The sequence below is a fragment of the Streptomyces sp. NPDC002680 genome (assembly GCF_042889145.1).
In the GTDB taxonomy this organism is placed as follows: Bacteria; Actinomycetota; Actinomycetes; order Streptomycetales; family Streptomycetaceae; genus Streptomyces; species Streptomyces adonidis.
Window position 1 is genome coordinate 179,015 of sequence record NZ_JBIAQP010000003.1, and the last position, 19,864, is coordinate 198,878.

General features: G+C 70.2%; 16 protein-coding genes and 3 tRNA genes. 7 read left to right on the forward strand and 12 right to left on the reverse strand.

The window, feature by feature from the left end; translation table 11 throughout:
- The first annotated feature begins 50 nt into the window (after nucleotides 1–50).
- Nucleotides 51–572, forward strand: coding sequence for a tyrosine-type recombinase/integrase (locus ACFYXF_RS10500; protein ID WP_389349151.1), 522 nt, complete (start codon nucleotides 51–53; stop codon nucleotides 570–572).
- Nucleotides 573–757: 185 nt separating this feature from the next.
- On the opposite strand, the gene ACFYXF_RS10505 is transcribed toward ACFYXF_RS10500, so the two are convergent.
- The 3 genes from ACFYXF_RS10505 to ACFYXF_RS10515 form a co-directional block, all read right to left on the reverse strand.
- A complete protein-coding gene (locus tag ACFYXF_RS10505) occupies nucleotides 758–1,252 on the reverse strand; it encodes a hypothetical protein (protein ID WP_389349152.1) in 495 nt (164 codons plus the stop codon).
- 419 nt (nucleotides 1,253–1,671) lie between these two features.
- Nucleotides 1,672–1,744, reverse strand: a tRNA-Arg gene (locus ACFYXF_RS10510).
- A 196-nt stretch (nucleotides 1,745–1,940) separates the two neighbouring features.
- A tRNA-Ser gene (locus ACFYXF_RS10515) sits at nucleotides 1,941–2,031 on the reverse strand.
- A gap of 194 nt (nucleotides 2,032–2,225) precedes the next feature.
- Between ACFYXF_RS10515 and ACFYXF_RS10520 the strand changes: the two genes are divergently transcribed.
- Both ACFYXF_RS10520 and ACFYXF_RS10525 read left to right on the forward strand, forming a co-directional pair.
- Nucleotides 2,226–2,717, forward strand: a complete 492-nt coding sequence (locus tag ACFYXF_RS10520) for an SSI family serine proteinase inhibitor (RefSeq protein WP_389349153.1) — start codon at nucleotides 2,226–2,228, stop codon at nucleotides 2,715–2,717.
- A 257-nt stretch (nucleotides 2,718–2,974) separates the two neighbouring features.
- Complete coding sequence (locus tag ACFYXF_RS10525; protein ID WP_389349154.1) at nucleotides 2,975–7,543, forward strand: PAS domain-containing protein; 4,569 nt, start codon at nucleotides 2,975–2,977, stop codon at nucleotides 7,541–7,543.
- Nucleotides 7,544–7,636: 93 nt separating this feature from the next.
- Here the strand turns inward: ACFYXF_RS10525 and ACFYXF_RS10530 are convergent, their stop codons facing one another.
- The 6 genes from ACFYXF_RS10530 to ACFYXF_RS10555 all read right to left on the reverse strand — a co-directional run bounded on the left by ACFYXF_RS10530 (nucleotide 7,637) and on the right by ACFYXF_RS10555 (nucleotide 13,268).
- Nucleotides 7,637–9,313, reverse strand: a complete 1,677-nt coding sequence (locus ACFYXF_RS10530) for a long-chain fatty acid--CoA ligase (RefSeq protein WP_389349155.1) — start codon at nucleotides 9,311–9,313, stop codon at nucleotides 7,637–7,639.
- 158 nt (nucleotides 9,314–9,471) lie between these two features.
- A complete protein-coding gene (locus ACFYXF_RS10535) occupies nucleotides 9,472–10,044 on the reverse strand; it encodes a SigE family RNA polymerase sigma factor (protein ID WP_389349156.1) in 573 nt (190 codons plus the stop codon).
- 225 nt (nucleotides 10,045–10,269) lie between these two features.
- Nucleotides 10,270–11,436: a lipid-transfer protein gene (locus ACFYXF_RS10540; protein WP_389349157.1), complete on the reverse strand. Its 1,167-nt coding sequence runs from the start codon at nucleotides 11,434–11,436 to the stop codon at nucleotides 10,270–10,272.
- Nucleotides 11,433–11,831, reverse strand: coding sequence for a MaoC family dehydratase (locus tag ACFYXF_RS10545; RefSeq protein ID WP_389349158.1), 399 nt, complete (start codon nucleotides 11,829–11,831; stop codon nucleotides 11,433–11,435). The genes ACFYXF_RS10540 and ACFYXF_RS10545 overlap by 4 nt, the downstream gene beginning before the upstream one ends.
- On the reverse strand, nucleotides 11,828–12,778 hold the full coding sequence (locus ACFYXF_RS10550; protein WP_389349159.1) for a bifunctional MaoC family dehydratase N-terminal/OB-fold nucleic acid binding domain-containing protein: 951 nt from the start codon (nucleotides 12,776–12,778) through the stop codon (nucleotides 11,828–11,830). The genes ACFYXF_RS10545 and ACFYXF_RS10550 overlap by 4 nt, the downstream gene beginning before the upstream one ends.
- A gap of 184 nt (nucleotides 12,779–12,962) precedes the next feature.
- Complete coding sequence (locus ACFYXF_RS10555; protein WP_389349160.1) at nucleotides 12,963–13,268, reverse strand: hypothetical protein; 306 nt, start codon at nucleotides 13,266–13,268, stop codon at nucleotides 12,963–12,965.
- A 412-nt stretch (nucleotides 13,269–13,680) separates the two neighbouring features.
- Here ACFYXF_RS10555 and ACFYXF_RS10560 point away from each other — a divergent pair, with 412 nt between their 5' ends.
- A complete protein-coding gene (locus tag ACFYXF_RS10560; protein WP_389349161.1) occupies nucleotides 13,681–14,541 on the forward strand; it encodes a bifunctional DNA primase/polymerase in 861 nt (286 codons plus the stop codon).
- Nucleotides 14,542–14,864: 323 nt separating this feature from the next.
- Here ACFYXF_RS10560 and ACFYXF_RS10565 read toward each other — a convergent pair whose 3' ends face one another.
- Complete coding sequence (locus tag ACFYXF_RS10565; protein WP_389349162.1) at nucleotides 14,865–15,131, reverse strand: hypothetical protein; 267 nt, start codon at nucleotides 15,129–15,131, stop codon at nucleotides 14,865–14,867.
- Here ACFYXF_RS10565 and ACFYXF_RS10570 point away from each other — a divergent pair.
- Complete coding sequence (locus ACFYXF_RS10570) at nucleotides 15,109–16,323, forward strand: hypothetical protein (RefSeq protein ID WP_389349163.1); 1,215 nt, start codon at nucleotides 15,109–15,111, stop codon at nucleotides 16,321–16,323. The two genes, ACFYXF_RS10565 and ACFYXF_RS10570, sit on opposite strands and share 23 nt — an antisense overlap.
- Complete coding sequence (locus ACFYXF_RS10575; protein WP_389349164.1) at nucleotides 16,304–16,879, forward strand: hypothetical protein; 576 nt, start codon at nucleotides 16,304–16,306, stop codon at nucleotides 16,877–16,879. Before ACFYXF_RS10570 ends, ACFYXF_RS10575 begins: the two co-directional genes overlap by 20 nt.
- 86 nt (nucleotides 16,880–16,965) lie before the next feature.
- On the opposite strand, the gene ACFYXF_RS10580 is transcribed toward ACFYXF_RS10575, so the two are convergent.
- Together ACFYXF_RS10580 and ACFYXF_RS10585 are read right to left on the reverse strand one after the other, a co-directional pair.
- Nucleotides 16,966–17,052: transfer RNA gene (locus tag ACFYXF_RS10580), tRNA-Ser, on the reverse strand.
- A 65-nt stretch (nucleotides 17,053–17,117) separates the two neighbouring features.
- A complete protein-coding gene (locus ACFYXF_RS10585; RefSeq protein ID WP_389349165.1) occupies nucleotides 17,118–18,602 on the reverse strand; it encodes a S1C family serine protease in 1,485 nt (494 codons plus the stop codon).
- Between the two features lie 309 nt (nucleotides 18,603–18,911).
- Here ACFYXF_RS10585 and ACFYXF_RS10590 point away from each other — a divergent pair, with 309 nt between their 5' ends.
- A complete protein-coding gene (locus tag ACFYXF_RS10590) occupies nucleotides 18,912–19,721 on the forward strand; it encodes a glycerophosphodiester phosphodiesterase (RefSeq protein WP_389349166.1) in 810 nt (269 codons plus the stop codon).
- Nucleotides 19,722–19,864: the final 143 nt, after the last annotated feature.

Sequence of the window (19,864 nt, forward strand, 5' to 3'; positions counted from 1 at the left end):
CCTGCGGAGCCCACCCGTCCGTGCCCGTCAGGTACGCGGAGACCGTGTAGGTGCCCTCCGTCTCGGCCGTCAGCTGGGGGCGGTTGGTGTTGGTGCCAGTGTTGTCGGCGCCCGCGCCCGTGTTCAGGTACTCGGCGAAGCGGGCGGCCTGCCAGATCGTCGCGCCGAAGACCCAGCGCTCGGCCCGCCGCGTGACCCTGCCTGCTGAGTGTGTGACGGCGCTACGTGCTCAGCGTGCCCAGCAGATCGCCGACAAGAAGGCGGCCGGGGACAACTGGAAGGAGACTGGCCACGGTCTCGTCTTCACCACGAAGAACGGGACACCGATCGAGCCGCGCAACATGAACCGCCCCTTCGAAGCACTGTGCGTCCGCGCCGGCGTCCGCAAGGTCCGCCTGCACGACCTGCGCCACACCTGCGCGTCACTCCTCCACGAACAGGGCGCGGACGCCCGCATGATCATGGAAGTACTCGGCCACAGCTCGATCCGCGTGACCATGGACATCTACACATTCGGACGGCTCGACTCACAACGATCGGCGTTCGATCGCGTCGGGGACGTCCTGAGGTGACCGAAGTTCTCACTCCGCCTGTGGGGGCCCGCGCCGAAGCAGAATTGGTGCGGGCCCTTGAGACCTACCGGCAGCCGCCGGGGGGACACGGGTTGTAACAGCCACCCGGCGGGCACCCGCCCTGGTCCCCCGGGTAATAGTCATCCTCGCCGCTATCGCTCCCTCCGCTGCTGCTGTTGTCGTCTTCAGACAAGCCGGCATCTGGGGCAACATCGGGCGCAACATAGAGCGGATCGTTCGCGGGTTCCTTGTAAAGCCCCTTCGATGACGGGCACCCGTCGCCGTTCTCTACGGCATGAAGGGTGACGTCTGGGCTTGTCTTCCAGGGACGCCCCAGCCTTGACGCTCTGGAAGCACACCTTCCAATTCGCGTAGCTACCGGTTTCGTTGTCCGCGTCGTAAGCGGCCTCATCCGCGTAAGCAGCCTCGATCGCGACCCGGCCAGCGTCGCCCTCAAGCCTCTCCACTGCCTCGGCGTACGTGACGCCAATCACCTTCGGCATCTTGGGCCAAGGAATGCGCTGACCATCCTTCTTCGGGCAGGGCGCCCCGTGCGGCACTGCGGCAAAGTCGACCTTGGTCAAGGTCGCCTTCTCGAAGCACACTGTCCAGTCGGCGCCCGGAGTCTCGTCCTGGTCGCTGGCATCGTGCACGACAACGCTCAGCCCAGTCTGCTTCATTCGCTCTAGGGCTCCTTCGGCGCCGTTGTCGGCGTGCCGTCATCGCAGTCATCACATGATCCCAGCAGCAGAAGAAGGAGCAGCACCGCAGCCAAGACGGCCACAGCACTGAAACATCCCTTTTCATGCTTATTCATAGCCAAAACAGCGATACCCCCTGGTTGCGCACACAGGTTCATCGGGAGACCCGCCCAGGGCGCGGGACCGCTGTCCAGAGCGGTCGGTGGATGATGATCCACGCGTATCGGGTTGTATCGGAACAGGGGAGCTGATGGCAACAGATGGGACGAATGACGTCCGTCCGAGCGCATGCCTCACCGCTGCCTGATACGCCCACCGACGCGGTTGCCGTCAATCACTGCCGTCAAGGCAAAAGCCAGAGGCCCCGTGGATTCCTCCACGGGGCCTCTGGTCTGCTGTGCACTCGGCAGGATTCGAACCTGCAACCTTCTGATCCGTAGTCAGATGCTCTATCCGTTAAGCTACGAGTGCTTGTGTGTTCTGTTCTGTTCGCTCTTCCTTGCGGGCTTTTCGACCCGGTCGGCGTTGCGGGAACAACATTACATGACTGGCGGCGTGAGGTGAAATCCGTTAGCCGCACCCTGCCTGACCTGCGGAAACGGCCTGGAACAGCCCCCGGAACCGCCGAAGCCCCGGTCAGTCGTGACCAGGGCTTCGGGATCAGGTGCGGAGGCGGAGGGATTTGAACCCTCGATGGGATGTAAGTCCCAAACCGCATTAGCAGTGCGGCGCCATAGACCGGACTAGGCGACGCCTCCAGCACAACCTCCCGCGCGAGCGCGAGTGGTGCGTGCAGATGATGACACAGACGAGCGCGGTGTCACCAATCGCCTCCCACGGTACTAGGCAGGCGGGGCGCAGGGCAAAGCCGTTACGCCTGCCGCACCTGCCGCCCAGCGGCGCACTGACACAGCCCGCGCAACATCCCCCGGCGTCACGCGTTAGTCAGGTCATGTTCAAGGTCATCCCGCTCCACCGCGTCCTCTTCGCCGCCACCGCCGGCGTCTCCCTCGCCGCCGCCTCCTTCTCCGCCTCGCCCACGGCCGCGCACGCCGACACCGCGCCCCAGACCCGCCCGCTCTCCCCCTTCGCGCCCCTCGTCCCCACGGCGGCGCGCGCCTCCGATCACCTCACCGTCACCGTCCGCGGCACCGGCGGGCGCGCTGACGGGCGGTTCGAGCTGGAGTGTCATCCCGGGGGCGGAAGTCACCCGGACGTCGAGGGGGCCTGCGGGTCGCTCGACCGGGGAGCGAGGTGGGGGAAGGACCCGTTCGCCCCCGTACCCCCCGACAGCGTCTGCACGATGATGTACGGCGGTCCCGCGACCGCCCACGTGACCGGGACCTGGGCCGGGCGTCCCGTCGACGCCACGTTCGACCGCAGCAACGGGTGCCAGACCGCCCGCTGGGACCGGCTGGTGCCGCTGCTCCCCGATCTTCGATAGGGCATTCGGCAAGCGGCCCGGGGCCCGGCGGAGCCCACCGCACGCCCTCACACCACAGTCACAGGCGTCCCGTACCGCATAAGTGGTGTGAAGTGCACCGTCACCGGGTCTCTGTCACTTCGTCGTGCGACCTCCCTCTCATCCGGCGTCGCGAGCGCAACCACTGCCCTTAGACTCCCTCGCGTGACACGTTGCGGGCCGGTTGGCAAGATGGCGCCCGCGGTCGGCAAGGTGCGGTAACAGGGAGGAAGCGTCTCGTGAGCAGCAGGCCATCCCGAGGCGCTGCTCGCCTCGCAGCCATACTCGACGCGCTGCCCGATGCGTTGGTGCTGGTCAACGCCAATGGGACCGTCGTCAACGCCAATACGATCGCCCTCGCGGCCTTCGAGACGCCGGGCACCGCCCTCGTCGGACGCGGACTGCTCGATCTGCTGCCGCAGTTCGACTCCCGGCTGATCCCCGGCACCATGCGACGCCCCGATTCCATGGACCCGCACGGGCAGACCAAGCCGACCCGGATGATCGCCCGGCGGACGGACGGGAGCGAGTTCCCCGTCGAGGTCACCAGTGCGAATCTTGAGAACGGCCAGCAGGCGTACGACAGCTACGGCTACGCCAATGACGAGCTGCTCATGCTCGTCGTACGCGATCTGTCCGGCACCGTCGACACCGAGGCCGAACTCGCGCGTTCGCAACGTCAGACCGAGATGATCCTGCGCGCGGCGGCGGAGGGGGTCGTCGGGACCGACACCGAGGGGCGAGTTGTACTCGTCAACCCGGCCGCCGCTCAGATACTCGGTTACCGGGCCAGCGACCTCGGCGGGCGCGAGCTGCACACGCTGATCCTGCACTCGCGCGCCGACGGCGAGCCCTTCCCGTACGGCGAGTCGCCGCTCGCCGACACCCTGCGGTCCGGGCGCAAGCACCGGGTGCGCGGGCAGGTGCTGTGGTCCAAGAGCGGGGACAAGGTCTCTGTCGATCTGACGACCGCGCCCGTGCGGGACGGCGACCAGCTCGTCGGCGCCGTGATGACCTTCACCGACCGGCGCCCGTACGACTCCCTCGCCGAGGAGAAGGACGCCGCCGACAAGCTGCACGCGCAGGAGCTGGAGCGGGTCGCCGAGGAGCACGCCTCCGAACTCACCGCCCTGCGCCAGCAGCACGTCACCGAGACCGAGCAGCTGCGCGAGGAGCACGAGGAGGAACTCGCCGCCGGCGAGGACCGGTACGCGGCGCTCGCCGAGCGCGAGAAGGACCGGTACGAGGCCCTGGCCGGCCGCCAGGAGCAGCTGCTCGTGCTGCTCGGGCGTTCGCTGCGCGGGCCCCTCGACGAGCTGCGCCGCGAGTTGGCCGCCCTCGCCGCCGACGACGCCGGTCAGCTGTGGCCCGAGGCCAACCAGGTCCTGCATCACTTGTCGGCCGGTTACTCGCGCATCACGACATTGGTCGACAACGTCCTCTCCTACCAGCGGCTCGACACGGGCACCGACTCCGTCACCCGTACGAAGGTGATGCTCGACGCGGTCGTCGCCGCCGGTGTCGACGGGGCCGTCGAACTGATCGGCCCTGGACGCGTCCAGTTCGCCGTGCACGCGCCGCCCATCGAGGCCGAGGTCGATCCGCAGCGCCTCGCCACCGCCCTCGCGCATCTCGTCGCGGACGTCGCCGGCGTCGACGCGACCGGCAACTCGCCCGCCTCCGCGGGCGGGTACATGGACAACACGGTCGTCGTCGCGGCGGCGCAGCGCGGTGAGGTCGTACGGATCGAGGTGCGCGGGCCGTATCCCGGGGGAGACCCGGTGCACGAGCCGATCGTGCGCGGGATCGTGCGCGCCCACGGCGGAGTGCTCCAGACGCACGAGGTGCCGGGCATGAGCGGCAGCGCGTACGTCCTTGAGGTGCCCCTCGGGGGTGGGGCGGGCGCGGTGGTGGCCGAGGTCACGGACCCGGCCGTCGGAGCCGAACTCGCCGTGCCCGGGCAGGCCGAGGGCGACAACGGCAACAGTGGTGTCAGCGGGCGGCGGCGGGCCCGGCGGTCCTCCGTGGACGCCTTCCTTGAGGGTGACGGTCCGGAGAGTGCGCCCGAAGGGGACCCCGACGCCGAGTCCGGTGACTCAGGTGTTTCCGGTGGCTCCGGGAACGAGGCGGTCGCGCCCACCGGGCGGCGCCGGAGGCGTGCGGCCGAGGAGGCCGCCGCCGCGTCCTCGGGTCCCGCTGCCCAGGGCCAGCCCTCGGGCGACGGGGACGGCGGTACCGGGCGTCGGCGCGGTCGGCCCAGTCCCGTCGAGGGCGCGGGCGCCGACGTGAGTGAGCAGGACAGTGTCTCCGAAGGCGCCGTCGTCATGGCGGGCGAGCACGGCGCGGGCACCGCTGCCGTGGGCACCGGCCTGGGCGGGACGGTGCCGCCCCAGGGCGTACCGGGCGCTCCGGCACGGCGGGCCGGGGGCGAGCAGCACGCGTTGCCGCCCGCCCTGCCCGCCGCTCCCGCGCAGGGCGGCGCCGACGAGAGCGCGGGCGGGCAGCCCACCGGGCGTCGGCGCCGGGCCCTGGCGGCGGCCGCCGAGCGCGGTGCCGCCCAGGAGGCGGGCCCCCGTCCGGTGTTCGCCCTGCCCCCGGCCGAGGCCGACCGGACGGACCAGGCCGCCCCCGAGGCGCCCGCCGGGCCGGTCGGCGACCGCTTCGACGACGGTGGCCGTCATGACGGGCTCACCCACGACCCCGACGACGACCACACCCCGCCCCAGCCGCACCCGACGTCCACGCCGACCGGCCGCCGCCGGGCACGCCCGACCCCGGAACAGCCGGGGGCCGTACCGCCGGGCGGGATTCCCGGGCAGGGGACGCCCGTACCGGCTCCCGGGCAGGCGGCTCCCGTACCGGCAACGGCCGCCCAGGCCGCCGCCGTCGGCCTGGAGCAGGGCGGCGTACCGGGCCAGGGGCAGTCCATGCCCGGCCAGCCGCCCTTCCCTGGACAGCAGATGCCCGGGCAGCCCGTGCCGGGGCAGGCCGTCCCCGCCGCACAGGTCGCGCAGGCCGTGTCAGGACAGGCGGTGCCCGCACAGGGGCTTCCCGCGCAAGGACTCCCCGCGCAGGCGCTCCCCGGCCAGCCCGCCCTCGGCCAGCAGCCGGTCGCACAAGCCGCCCCGGGCCAGCCTCTCCCCAACCAGCCCCTTCCCGGTCAGCCCGTCCCCGCACAGGGCGTCCAGGGCCAGCAGGTTGCCCAACAGGCCCCGCAGCAGGCCGCCCAGGCCGTTGCCCAGCAGGTCCCGGCGCAGGGTACGGCGCCCCAGCCCGCCCTCGCCCAGGGCCTCGCCCCCGGCCAGGCGATCCCGACCCAGGCCGCCGCCGGTCAGCCGCAGCCCTGGCCCCCGGCCGACGACGAGACCCCGGACGCCGGCACCGCCGTACCGTCGAACCCGGCCGCCGCTCCTGCCCCCGCCCCTCAGGCGGCAGCCGCGCCGCTCCCTCCGGAGCGTGCCGTGCAGCCCCGGCCGCCCGGTCAGGCGCTGCCCGCCGAGGCCGCCACCGCGCCGGTCGACCCGAACTCGACTCAGGGGCGGGCGTTCAGTGTGCGGACGCTCGGGCAGGGGGTGGCGTTCACCCGGGCGGCGGCGCAGCTGCAGACGCCCGGCCAGCCGCAGCCCGCCACGCCCCCGCACGGCACCAACGGCTCGAACGGCTCCGGTCGTCGCCGCAAGCTCGGCACCCGCCCCGAGCCCGCCGCAGGCCAGCCGGAGACGACGGCCCGGCAGCACCCGCAGAGCAACCAGGCCGCCCCCGCCACGCCTCCGGCCGCTCAGGCCGCCCCCGCCGCGCCGGCCCAGCCCTCCCTGGCCGGCCAGGCGTCCCTGCCGGGCCAGCCCTCCCTCGCCGGGCAGGTGCCGTCCCCCCAGGCGCCGTCGCCCACGCAGCCCTCGCTCGCCGGGCAGACGCAGCTCGCCCCGGGCAATCCACGGCTGCCCGGGTTCACCGACGGCGCCGGGCGCTCGTACGCCATAGGGGCACCGGACGAGAACGCCGCCGAGGGGCCCGAGCCGCTCGACGGGCCGGGCGGAGCCGTCGAGGTCTCCGACCAGCCGCAGCCCCGCCCGATGGACGACGAGTTGCCGCCGGAGCCGCTGGACAACCCGCGCCGGCTGCTGGTCTGGCCCGCACCGGACGTCACCACGCAGCAGGCGCTCAGCGACCGCGGGTACCGGCCCGTCATCGTGCACTCGCGCGAGGAGGTCAACGCGCAGATCGCGGCCTTCCCGGCGGCGCTGTTCGTCGACCCGCTGACCGGGCCGATCACCCGGACCGCCCTCCAGTCGCTGCGTCAGGCCGCCGTGGCCGCCGAGGTTCCGGTGCTGGTCACGGCGGGACTCGGGCAGGCGACGCGCGAGGCGGCCTACGGCGCCGACCCCGCCGTACTGCTGAAGGCGCTCGCCCCGCGTGACAGTGAGCAGCATCCGCCGCGGGTGCTGCTGATCGAGGAGCACGCGGAGATCGCGCTCGCGCTGACGGCGACGCTGGAGCGGCGCGGGATGCAGGTCGCGCGGGCCGCGAGCGACGCGGACGCGGTCACGCTGGCCTCGCAGTTGCGGCCGAACCTGGTGGTCATGGACCTGCTTCAGGTGCGGCGGCGCAGGGCCGGGATCGTGGACTGGCTGCGGGCGAACGGGCAGTTGAACCGCACCCCGCTGGTCGTCTACACGGCCGCCGTCGACCAGGCCGACCTGCCGAGGCTCGCCTCGGGCGAGACGGTGCTGTTCCTCGCCGAACGGTCCACGAGCACCGAGGTGCAGAGCCGGATCGTCGATCTGCTCGCCCGTATCGGCACCAACTAGCCGACCAATCGGGATCGACCAGTACGTTCCTCCGTGGGTTGGGGCAATGTTTCACGTGAAACATTGCCCCAACCCACGAGCACACCCCGGCTCTCAGAGCTTGGTGACGTCCAACTCGCCCTGCGCGTACTGCTTGCGCAGCACCTTCTTGTCGAACTTGCCGACACTCGTCTTCGGGACCGACTCGATGATCGTCCAGCGCTCCGGGAGCTGCCACTTGGCGATCTTGCCCTCGCCGGCGAGGAAGGCGCGCAGGGACTCGAAGTCGGCGGTGGAGCCCTCCGACAGCACGACCGTGGCCAGCGGGCGTTCGCCCCACTTGTCGTCGGGGACGGCCACGACGGCCGCCTCCATGACGTCCGGGTGGGCCATGAGGGCGTTCTCCAGGTCGACGGACGAGATCCACTCGCCGCCGGACTTGATGACGTCCTTGGCGCGGTCGGTGAGCGTCAGGAAGCCGTCGTGGCTGATGGTGCCCACGTCGCCCGTCTTGAGCCAGCCGTCCTCGCTGAACTTGTCGGCGGGGCGCAGGGGTTCGGCGTCGGTGCCGTTGTAGTAGGAGCCCGCGATCCACGGGCCGCGCACCTCCAGCTCACCGGCCGACTCGCCGTCCCAGGGAAGCCGCTCACCGCCGGGGCCGGAGAGCCGGGCCTCGACGCTCGCCGGGAACCGGCCCTGCGTGAGGCGGTAGGCGAACTCGGCGTCCGTGCCCACCGCGTGGGCCGGCGGCCGGGCGATCGTGCCGAGCGGGGAGGTCTCCGTCATGCCCCAGGCGTGGCAGACGCGCATGCCCAGCTTGTCGAAGGCCGCCATGAGGGCGGGCGGGCAGGCGGAGCCGCCGATGGTGACCTGGGTGAGGGACGAGACGTCCCGGGGGTTCGCGGTCAGCTCCCCGAGCAGGCCCTGCCAGATGGTGGGGACGGCGGCCGCGTGCGTCGGCCGCACCTTCTCGATCATCTCGGCGAGCGGGGCGGGCTGCAGGAACCGGTCCGGCATCAGCAGGTTGACGCCGGTCATGAAGGTCGCATGGGGCAATCCCCATGCATTTACATGAAATTGGGGCACAACCACCAGGGATGTGTCCTGGTCGGTCAGGCCCATGGACTGGGCCATGTTGACCTGCATGGAGTGCAGGTAGATGGAGCGGTGCGAGAACACCACGCCCTTGGGGTCGCCCGTCGTCCCGGAGGTGTAGCACATGGCGGCGCCCGTGCGTTCGTCCAGCTCGGGCCAGTCGTAGCTGGTCGGCTTGCCGGCGATGAGGTCCTCGTACTCGTGCACCTGGGCGTGCGATCCGGCGAGGGCGGAACGGTCGCCGGGGCCGGAGATCACGACGTGCTCGACCGTCTTGAGGTGCGGGAGCAGCGGGGCGAGCAGCGGCAGCAGCGAGCCGTTGGCGATGACCACCTTGTCGGCGGCGTGGTTGACGATCCAGGCCAACTGCTCGGGGGGCAGGCGCAGGTTGAGGGTGTGCAGGACCGCGCCCATGGAGGGGATCGCGAAGTAGGCCTCGACGTGCTCGGGGTTGTTCCACATCAGAGTGGCGACGCGCTCGTCGCCGGTGATTCCGAGGTCGTCGCGCAGGGCGTGTGCGAGCTGTGCCGACCGGGCCCCGATCTCGGCGTAGGAGCGGCGCTGCGGTTCCGCCTCGCCCGTCCAGGTGATGACCTGTGACTCGCCGTGGATCGTCGACCCATGGGTCAGGATCCTTGAGATCAGCAGCGGTACGTCCTGCATGGTGCTCAGCACGGCGTCCTCCCGGGGCTTCATTGCCTACTCGGTGGTAAAGGTTGTGCTGATTCTGCGCACATACCGAGCGGTACGTCACTAGGGGAGGGTGATCGATCAGATCACGTCGTGCCTGGGAACTGCCTGGGGAACTATCGGGGGTCACCAGAGGTTCCCGTGAGGGAACCAACAGACACGAGTTATCGGGCGAGCACCAGCTCAGGGTCCTCGCGCAGCTTGCCCAGCGCCCGCGAGACGGCCGACTTGACCGTGCCCACCGACACCCCGAGCACCTCGGCCGTCTGGACCTCGCTCAGGTCCTCGTAGTACCGCAGCACCACCATCGCCCGCTGCCGCGCCGGCAGTTTCATGATCGCGCGCCACATAGCGTCGTGCAGCACCTGGTGCTCCGCCGGATCGCCGACCGGCGTCCCCTCGGGCTCCGGCAGCTCGTCGCAGACGAACTCGTCGACCTTGCGCTTGCGCCACTGCGACGTCCGCGTGTTGAGGAGCGCGCGGCGGACATAGCCGTCGAGCGCACGGTGGTCCTCGATCCGCTCCCACGCGACGTAGGTCTTGGTGAGCGCGGTCTGCAGGAGGTCCTCCGCGTCGCTCGGGTTCGCGGTGAGCGACCGGGCGGTGCGCAGCAGCACCGGGCGGCGGGCTTTCACGTACGACGAGAACGACGGGTACGAGGTGTACGACGCGAACGCCAGGGTCTGCGTCGCCGTCGTAGCCGCGTTCGAAGCGCTGGTGCAGACGGGTGTGGTCATGGCTCTACGCTAGGTTCGCCCCCTACTCGGGCGGATCGGCCGCAGGTCCCGAAGCCGCGTCCGCCTCAGGTTGTAGGAGGGGGGCTGCCTCCACCTCCTGAAGGTGGAGGCAGGGTACGGGGCTATGAGGGTCCGACCCTGAGGTGTCGTACGGCGGTAGTACGGAGGCTGGTCCTCCGGTAGTAGTGACAGCCGCGGGCGGGACAGTCGCCAGGTCGGTCGGGCTCATCCGGCGGCCTCCAGGACCAGCCCCGAGGTCGGCACCCCCGTACCGGCCGTGACCAGCGCTCTTTCGGCGCCCGGCACTTGGTTCACGGAGGTCCCGCGCAGCTGGCGTACCGCCTCCGCGATGCCGTTCATGCCGTGCAGGTACGCCTCCCCGAGTTGACCCCCATGCGTGTTCAGGGGCAGCCCCTCGGCCGCGACGAAGTCGGCCGCCTCGCCGGGGGCGCAGAAGCCGAACTCCTCCAGCTGCATCAGCACGAACGGGGTGAAGTGGTCGTAGATGATGCCGACGTCGATATCGGCCGGCCCCACCCCCGCGGTCCGCCACAGTTGCCGCGCCACCACGCCCATCTCGGGGAGCCCGGTGAGGTCGTCGCGGTAGAAGCTGGTCATCTGCTCCTGGGCACGCCCGGCGCCCTGGGCAGCGGCAGCGACAACAACCGACGGGTGCCGCAGTTCGCGCGCCCGTTCGACGGAGGTGACGACGACCGCCTGGCCGCCGTCCGTCTCCTGGCAGCAGTCCAGCAGCCGCAGCGGCTCGGCGATCCAGCGCGAGGCCGCGTGGTCGGCGAGGGTGATGGGCCGGCCGTGGAACCAGGCGGCCGGATTGGTCGCCGCGTACTTCCGCCCGCTCACGGCGACCTGCCCGAACACGTCCGCCGACAGCCCGTACGCGTACAGATACCGCTGCGCCGCCATCGCCACCCAGGAGGCGGGCGTGAGCAGCCCGAACGGCAGCGACCAGCCAAGCGCCACCCCTTCGGCCGACGGCTCCCGCCGCTGCACCCCGGACCCGAACCGCCGCCCCGACCGCTCATTGAAGGCCCGGTAGCACACCACGACTTCGGCCACCCCGGCCGCGACAGCGAGCGCGGCCTGCTGCACGGTCGCGCAGGCGGCGCCCCCGCCGTAGTGGACGCGGGAGAAGAAGGACAGCTCCCGTATGCCCGCCGCCTGCGCGACGGTGATCTCCGGGCTCGTGTCCATCGTGAACGTGACCATGCCGTCCACATCGGCGGGCGTCAGCCCGGCGTCGTCGAGCGCGGCCCGCACCGCCTCCACGGCCAGCCGCAGCTCGCTGCGCCCCGAGTCCTTGGAGAACTCGGTGGCCCCGATGCCGACGATGGCCGTACGTCCGCCGAGGTCGTCGCGCGCGTGCAGGGTCACGGGGTGCCTCCCGAGGGGGGTACGAGGACGGTCACCGTCCCGGAGACGTGCCGGCCGATCGCGTTGACCCCGAGCACGCGTACGACGGCCAGGTCGCCGTCGACCTCCTCGATGCGGCCGGTCAGCACCATGGTGTCGCCGGGGTGGTTGGGGGCACCGAGGCGGATGGCGACTTTGCGCAGGACGGCGGCGGGCCCGAAGCAGTCGGTGATGTACCGCCCCACCAGCCCGTTCGTGGTGAGGATGTTCATGAAGATGTCCGGGGACCCCTTCGCCCGCGCCGACTCGGCGTCGTGGTGCACGTCCTGGAAGTCGCGGGACGCGATCGCCCCGGCGACGATCAGCGTGCGCGTGATCTCGATCTCCAGCGACGGCAGCTCGTCCCCGGCCTTCATCCGCCCACCTCGCCGGGAAGATCGCCCCGGAACACGGGCAACTCCGGCTGCCCGTCCTCGTACCGCACGAACTCCAGCCGCACCGGCATCCCGATCCGCACCTTGTCGTACGGCACACCGATCACGTTGCTGATGATCCGCACACCCTCCGCCAGCTCGATCAGCCCGACGGCATAGGGCGGGTCGAAGGCCGGGAAGGGCGGGTGATGCATGACGACGTACGAGAAGACGGTGCCGTCGCCGGATGCCTCGACGGTGTCCCAGTCGCCGCTACCGCAGGCGTTGCAGCCGGGGAGCCAGGGGAAGCGGAGAGTACGGCACTCCAGGCACCGCTGGATGAGGAGCTGACGCCTACCGACCCCGTCCCAGAACCCGGCGTTGTCGCGGTTGACGACGGGCCGGGGGCGGGTGGCGGCAGCGGACGTGTGTGTGGCCTTGGGGGCGTGTGCGGGGGCGTACTTGAGGATCCGGAACCGATGGGTGCCCACCGGCTCACCGTCCACTCGTACATCCATCCGGGTCGTGACGAAGTACCCGGTGCCGAGCTTGGTGGTCTTAGGCCCCGAGACGGACTCGACGAAGGAATCGAACGTGACCCGGTCCCCCGGACGCAGGGGCCGCAGATACTCCTGCTCGCAGTCGGTGGCGACGACGGAGGTGCAGCCCGCGCCGTCGAGCAGGGCGAGCAACTCCTCGTACGCCTCGGAGCGGCTCGAATGCCCGGACAGGCCGCCCATGGTCCACACCTGGAGCATCGTGGCCGGCGCGACGGCCTCCGGCCCGGCGTACGCCGGACTGCTGTCGCCCAGCGCCTCGCACCAGTGCCGGATCATCGGTTCGTTGACGGGATCCTTGCCGACACCGCCGACGACGGCGGGGCGCCCTTCGAACGCGGCGAGGCGCACGGCGAGTTGGGGACCGGACGAGTGGCTGGGTGGCTGACTCACGGTTTCTGACTGTCCGTCAGATACGAATGGGTGTCAAGGGACGGACCTGACACCCGGCGTGGAAAACGTCTGCGCGGCGACACGAAGTTCGTGCCGCCGCGCAGACGTGTTACCACCCCATGAAGCGCTCCCCACAAGGGAGTTCAGGACCGCCGGGGACCCACACCCCCGCCGGCCCGAGGGCCTACCAGAGGTTGGTGAAGTTGACGACGGCGTTGGACTGGTCGATGGCCGTGAACCCGGAGCCGTTCACCTGCGCGGTGTTGTTCTGGTTCGAGGCGCCGGAGCCGACCGCCTGCTGCTGCGAGGTGGACGAGTTGCCATTGTTGTCGCCACCCACGCCGCTGCCGATGATGCTGGCGACGGCCGAGTTCGATCCGTCGTCCGCGAAGGCGCCGTTGTCCGCCGTCGCGACGCCGCTGAAGAGCGCGGCGGCGAGGGGCAGGGCCGAGACGGCGGCGAGAACGCGGGCGGTACGGATGCTTGCCATGTCTGTTCCTCCAGAACATGTACGCCCCGGCTCCAGTGCCGGACCGTACGAAGTACGTGTGATGCGTGAACTACGCGAACTACCACTACTTCCAAGGCAGTTGGCCACCCGCCCCGGTGTTTCTCGCCGCTGTGCACTGCGTCGCGAGATCAGGATTGCCCACCGAATCCCCGGCGAACCACCCCGGAACCGTTTATTCCCCCTGAAGCGTGATGACAAGTCGATAAACCCTCTTCACATCACCAAAGTCGCAGGTCAGCCGATTAACCCTGATTCACGCCAGGCTGCGGCAGTGACACCCAAGGGACGCAAGGGACGAAGCGTTCCCGCAGATTTCCAGCCATTCGCCCGATGTGCCCCCACCGACCAACACACCCTTCCCTTTTTCGAACAGGTGTACGAACATGGAAGCATGGCCACCACCGACCGGCAGGCCACGACGCTGGCCCTCGCCCACGCCTTGTCAGCCGCCGAACGCGGCCTGGCCGTCATCCCGCTGTCCCGGACCAAACTCCCGGCCCTGCGCTCCCCCCACCGAGACGACCCGCTCCCGTCCCCCTGCCACGGCGAATGCGGTGCGATGGGCCACGGCGTGTACGACGCCTCGACCGACCCCACCCGCATCCGCGAACTCTTCGCCGCCGCCCCCTGGGCCACCGGCTACGGCATCGCCTGCGGCCTGCCCCCGCACCACCTCATCGGCATCGACCTCGACACCAAGTCGGGCACGGACTCCTCGGCCGCCCTGCGCGAACTGGCCCTGCGCCACCTGTTCACGATCCCCGAGACGGTGGTCGTCCTGACCCCGTCCGGCGGCCGCCACCTCTGGCTGACCGGCCCACCGGACGCGGTGATCCCCAACTCGGCAAGCAGGTTGGCCCCCGGCATCGACATCAGAGGAGCCGGCGGCTACCTGGTGGGCCCCGGCTCCCGCACGGACCACGGCGTCTACGGCACGGCCCCGGGCACGTCCCACCTGACCCCGGCCGCCTGCCCTCCATCCCTCCTGCGCCTCCTCCTCCCTCCACCCCGCACCCACCGCTCGACGTCCCCCGCCCCACCCGAACACGGCCAGGGCCTGGTCCAGTTCGTCCTGGCGGCCCACGAGGGCCAACGCAACACACGCCTGTTCTGGGCGGCTTGCCGGGCTTACGAGAACGGGCTGGGGGAGGTTCTGGTGGGGGCGTTGGTGGAGGCGGCTGTGCAGACGGGGCTTACGGAACGGGAGGCTCGGGCGACCGTCGCCTCGGCCGCACGGATGACGGCCCGCTGATGACAGGCCGCCGATGACGGCCCGCCGACGCCGATTCCGTAAAGACTTGAGCAGGATTTGAGCTCAGGGTAAAGCGATCCCAAACCCCGGCCGACATTCGTTGACTCTTCAAGATCCGCCGCGTTAGCTTTCAGTCCTGCCGGCAGAACAGACCAGCCGAGCGGGCACCGGGGGATAATTCAAAGGCGATTTCCTGTTCCGCGCCCATTCGCAGCCGCTTGACACGCGACTTCACACATCCTTTCGCGCGCGGCTTCTTTCAGTAACAGGAAATCGGGGAATTCCTTCATGAGCAGAATCATGGGCAGAACTTCTGTCAGACGTCAGACGCTGGCCACCGCACTCGGCGTCGTCGCCGCATCGGCCGTGATCGGCCTGGGAGTGTCGTCACCGGCCAACGCCGTCTGCACGCAGAGCACCACCGACTCGTCGGGCTGCGGCAGCACCAGCAGTCCCAGCCCTACTCCCACGCCGACGGCGACCGACGTCAAGCCCACCGACTCGGCGGCGCCACCCACCAGCGGGCCGACGATCACGGCGGCGCCCAGCCCGAGCACCCTCGCACCCGTGTCGGGCGCCGCGACGGTCAAGGGCGTACTCACCCTGGGCAACGGATCACCGCTGGCCGGCGCCACCGTGACCCTGACGCCGGTGGACGAGGTACCGGAGGACGGCAGCGACATCACGCCGACGACGGTGGGCACGGCGACCACGGCATCGGACGGCAGCTGGTCGTTCACCCTGCCCGCGACCCTGCCGAGCAAGCTGCAGTCCTACGCGGACGCGAACGGAGGAGTGCTCTCCCTGGAGGCGTCCTTCGACGGACAGGCGCCGGACGGCACGCTGCTGACCGGCACCGACTACGTCGACGCCGGAGTGGCCACCGGGTCGGCGACGACGGATGGGTCGGCCGCGGCCCGCGCCGAGACACCGGACACCGTCGCGATCCACCCCGACGTCGACGAGGCGCTGGTGACGCCCGCGGACTCGACCCTGGCCGACAGCGCGGACAGCGCGTCCGACACACCGGCGAACCACTGGCAGGCCGCGGACGGCTCGTCCACCACCGGCTTCTCCCCGGACAAGGTCGACGGCGTCGACTACAGCGCCGTGACGCCGGATCTCGGCGGTGCCTGCATCGTCAGCAAGCACGTCGTCAAGCAGCACGACTACTACACGACCATCGGCGAGGGTCACGCCTACTACGACACCACCGCCGCCTTCGAGTACAACAACACGCTGTCCAGCACCTGGGGCATCGCGACGAGTGTCGACGGGGAACACTGGTCGATCACCGGAAAGATCTCCCGCAAGAACAGCACCGGACACGCGGTCGGATTCACGAACCAGGGGCCCTACTGGGCCAAGCGCTTTCAGGTTCCCATCGAATACCAGGACGTCGACCGCCGGGTCACCTGCGTCGGAAAGAAGACCAAGCATTCGTACTCCATAATTCCAGTGAAGTACGACATCCCGTCCGGTGGCGATGTGGCGCGGTACGGTGCCGATGTCAGGTCCAAGGACGGACTGACCCCCTACCGGAATTCGAACCCGTCCTATCGCGCGGTCCTCGGCAAGAAGCAGTACGCGACCATCACCTCCGGAACCTCGATCACCTACGGTGTCGCCGCCAAGGTGTTCGGAGTGACGGTCAGCCTCGACACGGAGTACGGCGCGTCGCACTATCAGAAGATCAGCGCGGGATCGGGCAGCTCGGAACATGACATCTGGGGCGCGAAGGGCAAGATCTCAGGGAACCCCGGTGTCATCTACTCGTACTGACCGCGGCGTTCGAGCCCTCGCCGCGACGGCCCTGCTGCCCCTGCTGCTGTCGCTCGCGACGGCCTGCGCGGGCGCGGCGAGCGACAACAACACCGCCGGCACGGCGCTGCAGGCGGAGGGGCCGGGCACCAGCGGCTCCCTCGGCTTCTCGGACGTGAAGGTCGGCGATGTCTACCGCATGGCCTTCCCGCTGACGAGAAACACGTCCAAGCAGCCCGTCTCCGTCACCGCGTTCGAACTGCTGAACATCCCGGCAGGCGTGAAGGTCCTCGGATACGCCGTCTACTCGGTCAACGACACCCCCGGCTACCGGCTCGGCTACCAGGAGACGGCTCATCCCACCGCCGGGGACATCGACCTCGACAAGTACCCGAACTACTCCGGACACGCCTACACCATCAAGCCGGGTGCGCTCAGCGACAAGTACGCGGTGGTACGACTCCGGGTCACGGGAAGGATCACCAAGCCGCTCTCGGGCTGCACAGCCGACTACACCCAGGACGGACGGACCTACCACCAGACCCTGGCCTGCAAGTTCGGCCTCGACATGACCTGAACCGCCCGCGACTCACGCAGAAGGGGTGTCTCCCGACCGGGAGACACCCCTTCTGTACTGCCTGTCCTGCAAGGCTTCTGACGCTGCGGAAGCGGTGAGATTCGAACTCACGGTGACATCGCTGCCACGACGGTTTTCAAGACCGTTCCCTTAGGCCGCTCGGGCACGCTTCCCCGCACCGGGCCTGATCAGCTCGGTGCGGGGACCAGAGTAACGGGTCCCCGCACGCGCGCGTGGGTCAGCTGTCTCCCTCGCGGGAGCCCAGGGTCAGTTCGACCGTCTTGGACTTTCCGTCTCGTTCGTATGTGATCTGGACCTTGTCGCCGGGCTTGTGCGTCCAGATCTCGCCGATCAGGGTCGGGCCGCTGTCGATCACGTGGTCGTCGAGCTTGGTGATGACGTCGCCGGGCTTGAGGCCCGCCGCGGCCGCCGGGCCGCCCGACTCCACCGGGTCGGTGGTGTCGGCGGTCTTCTGGCTGATCTGTGCGCCGCCCGTGCCCTCGGTCAGGGCGACCGAGGCGCCGATCTTCGCGTAGACCGGCTTGCCGGTCTTGATCAGCTGCTGGGCGACGTACTTGGCCTGGTTGATCGGGATCGCGAAGCCCAGGCCGATCGAGCCCGACTGGCCGGTGCTCAGGCCGCCGCTGCTGGAGGACTGGATCGCCGAGTTGATGCCGATGACATTGCCCGACGCGTCCAGGAGCGGGCCGCCGGAGTTGCCGGGGTTGATCGACGCGTCGGTCTGCAGGGCGCTCATGTACGAGGCCTTGCTGCTGGCGCTGCCGTCGCTGGAGGCCACCGGGCGGTTCTTGGCGCTGATGATGCCCGTGGTCACCGTGTTGGACAGGCCGAAGGGCGCGCCGATCGCGATCGTCGAGTCGCCGACGGCCACCTTGTCGGAGTCGCCGAGGGTGAGCGGCTGGAGGTCGGACGGCGCGTTCTTGAGCTTGATGACCGCCACGTCGTAGCCCTGCGCGTGGCCGACGACCTCGGCGTCGTACTTCTTGCCGTCGGGGAACGTGGCCGTCACCTTGCCGCCGTCGACCGCGTCCGCGACGACGTGGTTGTTGGTGACGATGTGCCCCTGGGTGTCGAAGACGAAGCCCGTGCCGGTGCCGCCCTCGCCGCTGGAGCTCTCGGCCTCGATGGTGACCGTGCTCGGCAGCGCCTTGGCGGCCACGCCCGCGACCGTGCCCGCGTCGCGCTTCAGGTCGCCGCCGGTCTGCTGCGCGGCGGAGACCGTCGTCGACGTGGTGGAGTCGTCGTTGTCCTTGGCCAGCGTGTAGCCGATGCCGCCGCCCGCGCCGCCCGCGACCAGCGCGGCCACCAGCACCGCGGCGATCAGCCCGCCGCGCCCGGACTTGGGCTTCGGCGGCTGCTGGTCGTACGTGGCACCCCAGGGGGCACCCGGGTCGCCCGGGGCGCCACCCGAACCGCCGTCCATGTACGACGGGACCGCCGGCGGCGGGGGAGGCGGCCAGGCGGCTGCCTCGGGGCCCAGACCGGCGCCCTGGGGTGCGTCGGGCGCTCCTGCCGACGCGTACGCCGGTACCTGGTCCGCGTGCGCCGGTGCCGGCTCCGGGGCGCTCGGGGGCACCGGCGGGAGCTGGGTCGTCGGGGCCTCGGGCGCGGTGGCCTGCGGGGAGGCAGCAGGAGATTCCACCGGCACGGGAGGTGCGGACGGGGCCGGGGGTACCGCAGTGCCCTCGTTCTCGGTGCTCACAGCTCTTTCTCCTCGATCCACGGCTGTCCTTCTCGGTCGCACTCGGTCACGCCCGATCCACTCGATCCACCCGATTCCATACGTGCGGGTGCCCGTTCGCACGGGTACGCGGTCGGTACGTGATTCAGCTGTGCGTGTCCTTTTGTATGCCGTCAGCTTTTCCCACAGGCCGTCAGGGCACCATAAGCGGTGCCTGTGGGTCCGGGGCCACCCTTTATATCTGACAAATCACACCGGGGTGACCTTCTGTTGGGCGGACTGGGTGCCCACCACGTCACACCCGCCCTTCGACGGTGACACCATGACGCGGTGACCCACGCACGACAGCACCCGATCCAGGTCGTCGCCCACCGCGGAGCCTCCGAAGAGGCGCCCGAGCACACGCTGGCCGCCTACAAGAAGGCGATCGAGGCCGGCGCCGACGCCCTGGAGTGCGATGTACGGCTGACCGCGGACGGCCATCTCGTCTGTGTCCACGACCGTCGCGTCAACCGTACGTCCAATGGCCGCGGCGCGGTCTCCGCGCTGGAACTCGCCGACCTCGCCGCCCTGGACTTCGGTTCCTGGAAGAACCGCGACGAGGCGCCCGACTGGGAGCACCGCCCGGAGGACCGCGAGGACACCTCCGTACTCACCCTGGAGCGGCTGCTCTCCCTCGTCGCCGACGCCGGGCGGCGGGTGGAGCTGGCCATCGAGACCAAGCACCCCACGCGCTGGGCCGGCCAGGTCGAGGAGCGGCTGCTGTTCCTGCTCAAACGGTTCGGCCTGGACAGTCCGGAGTCCCCGGCCGATTCACAGGTACGGGTCATGAGTTTCTCGGCGCGCTCGCTGCACCGTGTCCGGGCCGCCTCGCCGACGCTGCCGACGGTCTATCTGAACCAGTTCCTCTCGCCCCGGCTGCGCGACGGACGGCTGCCTGCCGGTGTCCGGATCGCGGGCCCCTCGATCCGGATCGTGCGCGGTCACCCGGCGTACGTCGAGCGGCTGAAACGCGCCGGTCACCAGGTGCACGTCTGGACCGTGAACGAGCCCGAGGACGTCAGCCTCTGTGTCGATCTCGGCATCGACGCCATCATCACCAACCGCCCGGGCGCGGTGCTGCGGCAACTGGGCCGCTGACCAGGAGCGCTCCCACGACTCAGGAACCTCCCCGGCCGCGAGCCGGCTCTTACCCGACTCCGACCCCGGTTCCTGCCAGAGGTCTTGACCTGTGGTCCCGAGTGAGGAAACCTCCACCTTTGGCCATACCGTCGAAATCCGGC

Coding starts and splice junctions, on each gene's coding strand:
- ACFYXF_RS10505 (WP_389349152.1), bottom strand. CDS start 1,252: ATGAAGCAGACTGGGCTGAGCGTTGTCGTGCACGATGCCAGCGACCAG.
- ACFYXF_RS10520 (WP_389349153.1), top strand. CDS start 2,226: ATGTTCAAGGTCATCCCGCTCCACCGCGTCCTCTTCGCCGCCACCGCC.
- ACFYXF_RS10530 (WP_389349155.1), bottom strand. CDS start 9,313: ATGAAGCCCCGGGAGGACGCCGTGCTGAGCACCATGCAGGACGTACCG.
- ACFYXF_RS10535 (WP_389349156.1), bottom strand. CDS start 10,044: ATGACCACACCCGTCTGCACCAGCGCTTCGAACGCGGCTACGACGGCG.
- ACFYXF_RS10545 (WP_389349158.1), bottom strand. CDS start 11,831: ATGAAGGCCGGGGACGAGCTGCCGTCGCTGGAGATCGAGATCACGCGC.
- ACFYXF_RS10555 (WP_389349160.1), bottom strand. CDS start 13,268: ATGGCAAGCATCCGTACCGCCCGCGTTCTCGCCGCCGTCTCGGCCCTG.
- ACFYXF_RS10560 (WP_389349161.1), top strand. CDS start 13,681: ATGGCCACCACCGACCGGCAGGCCACGACGCTGGCCCTCGCCCACGCC.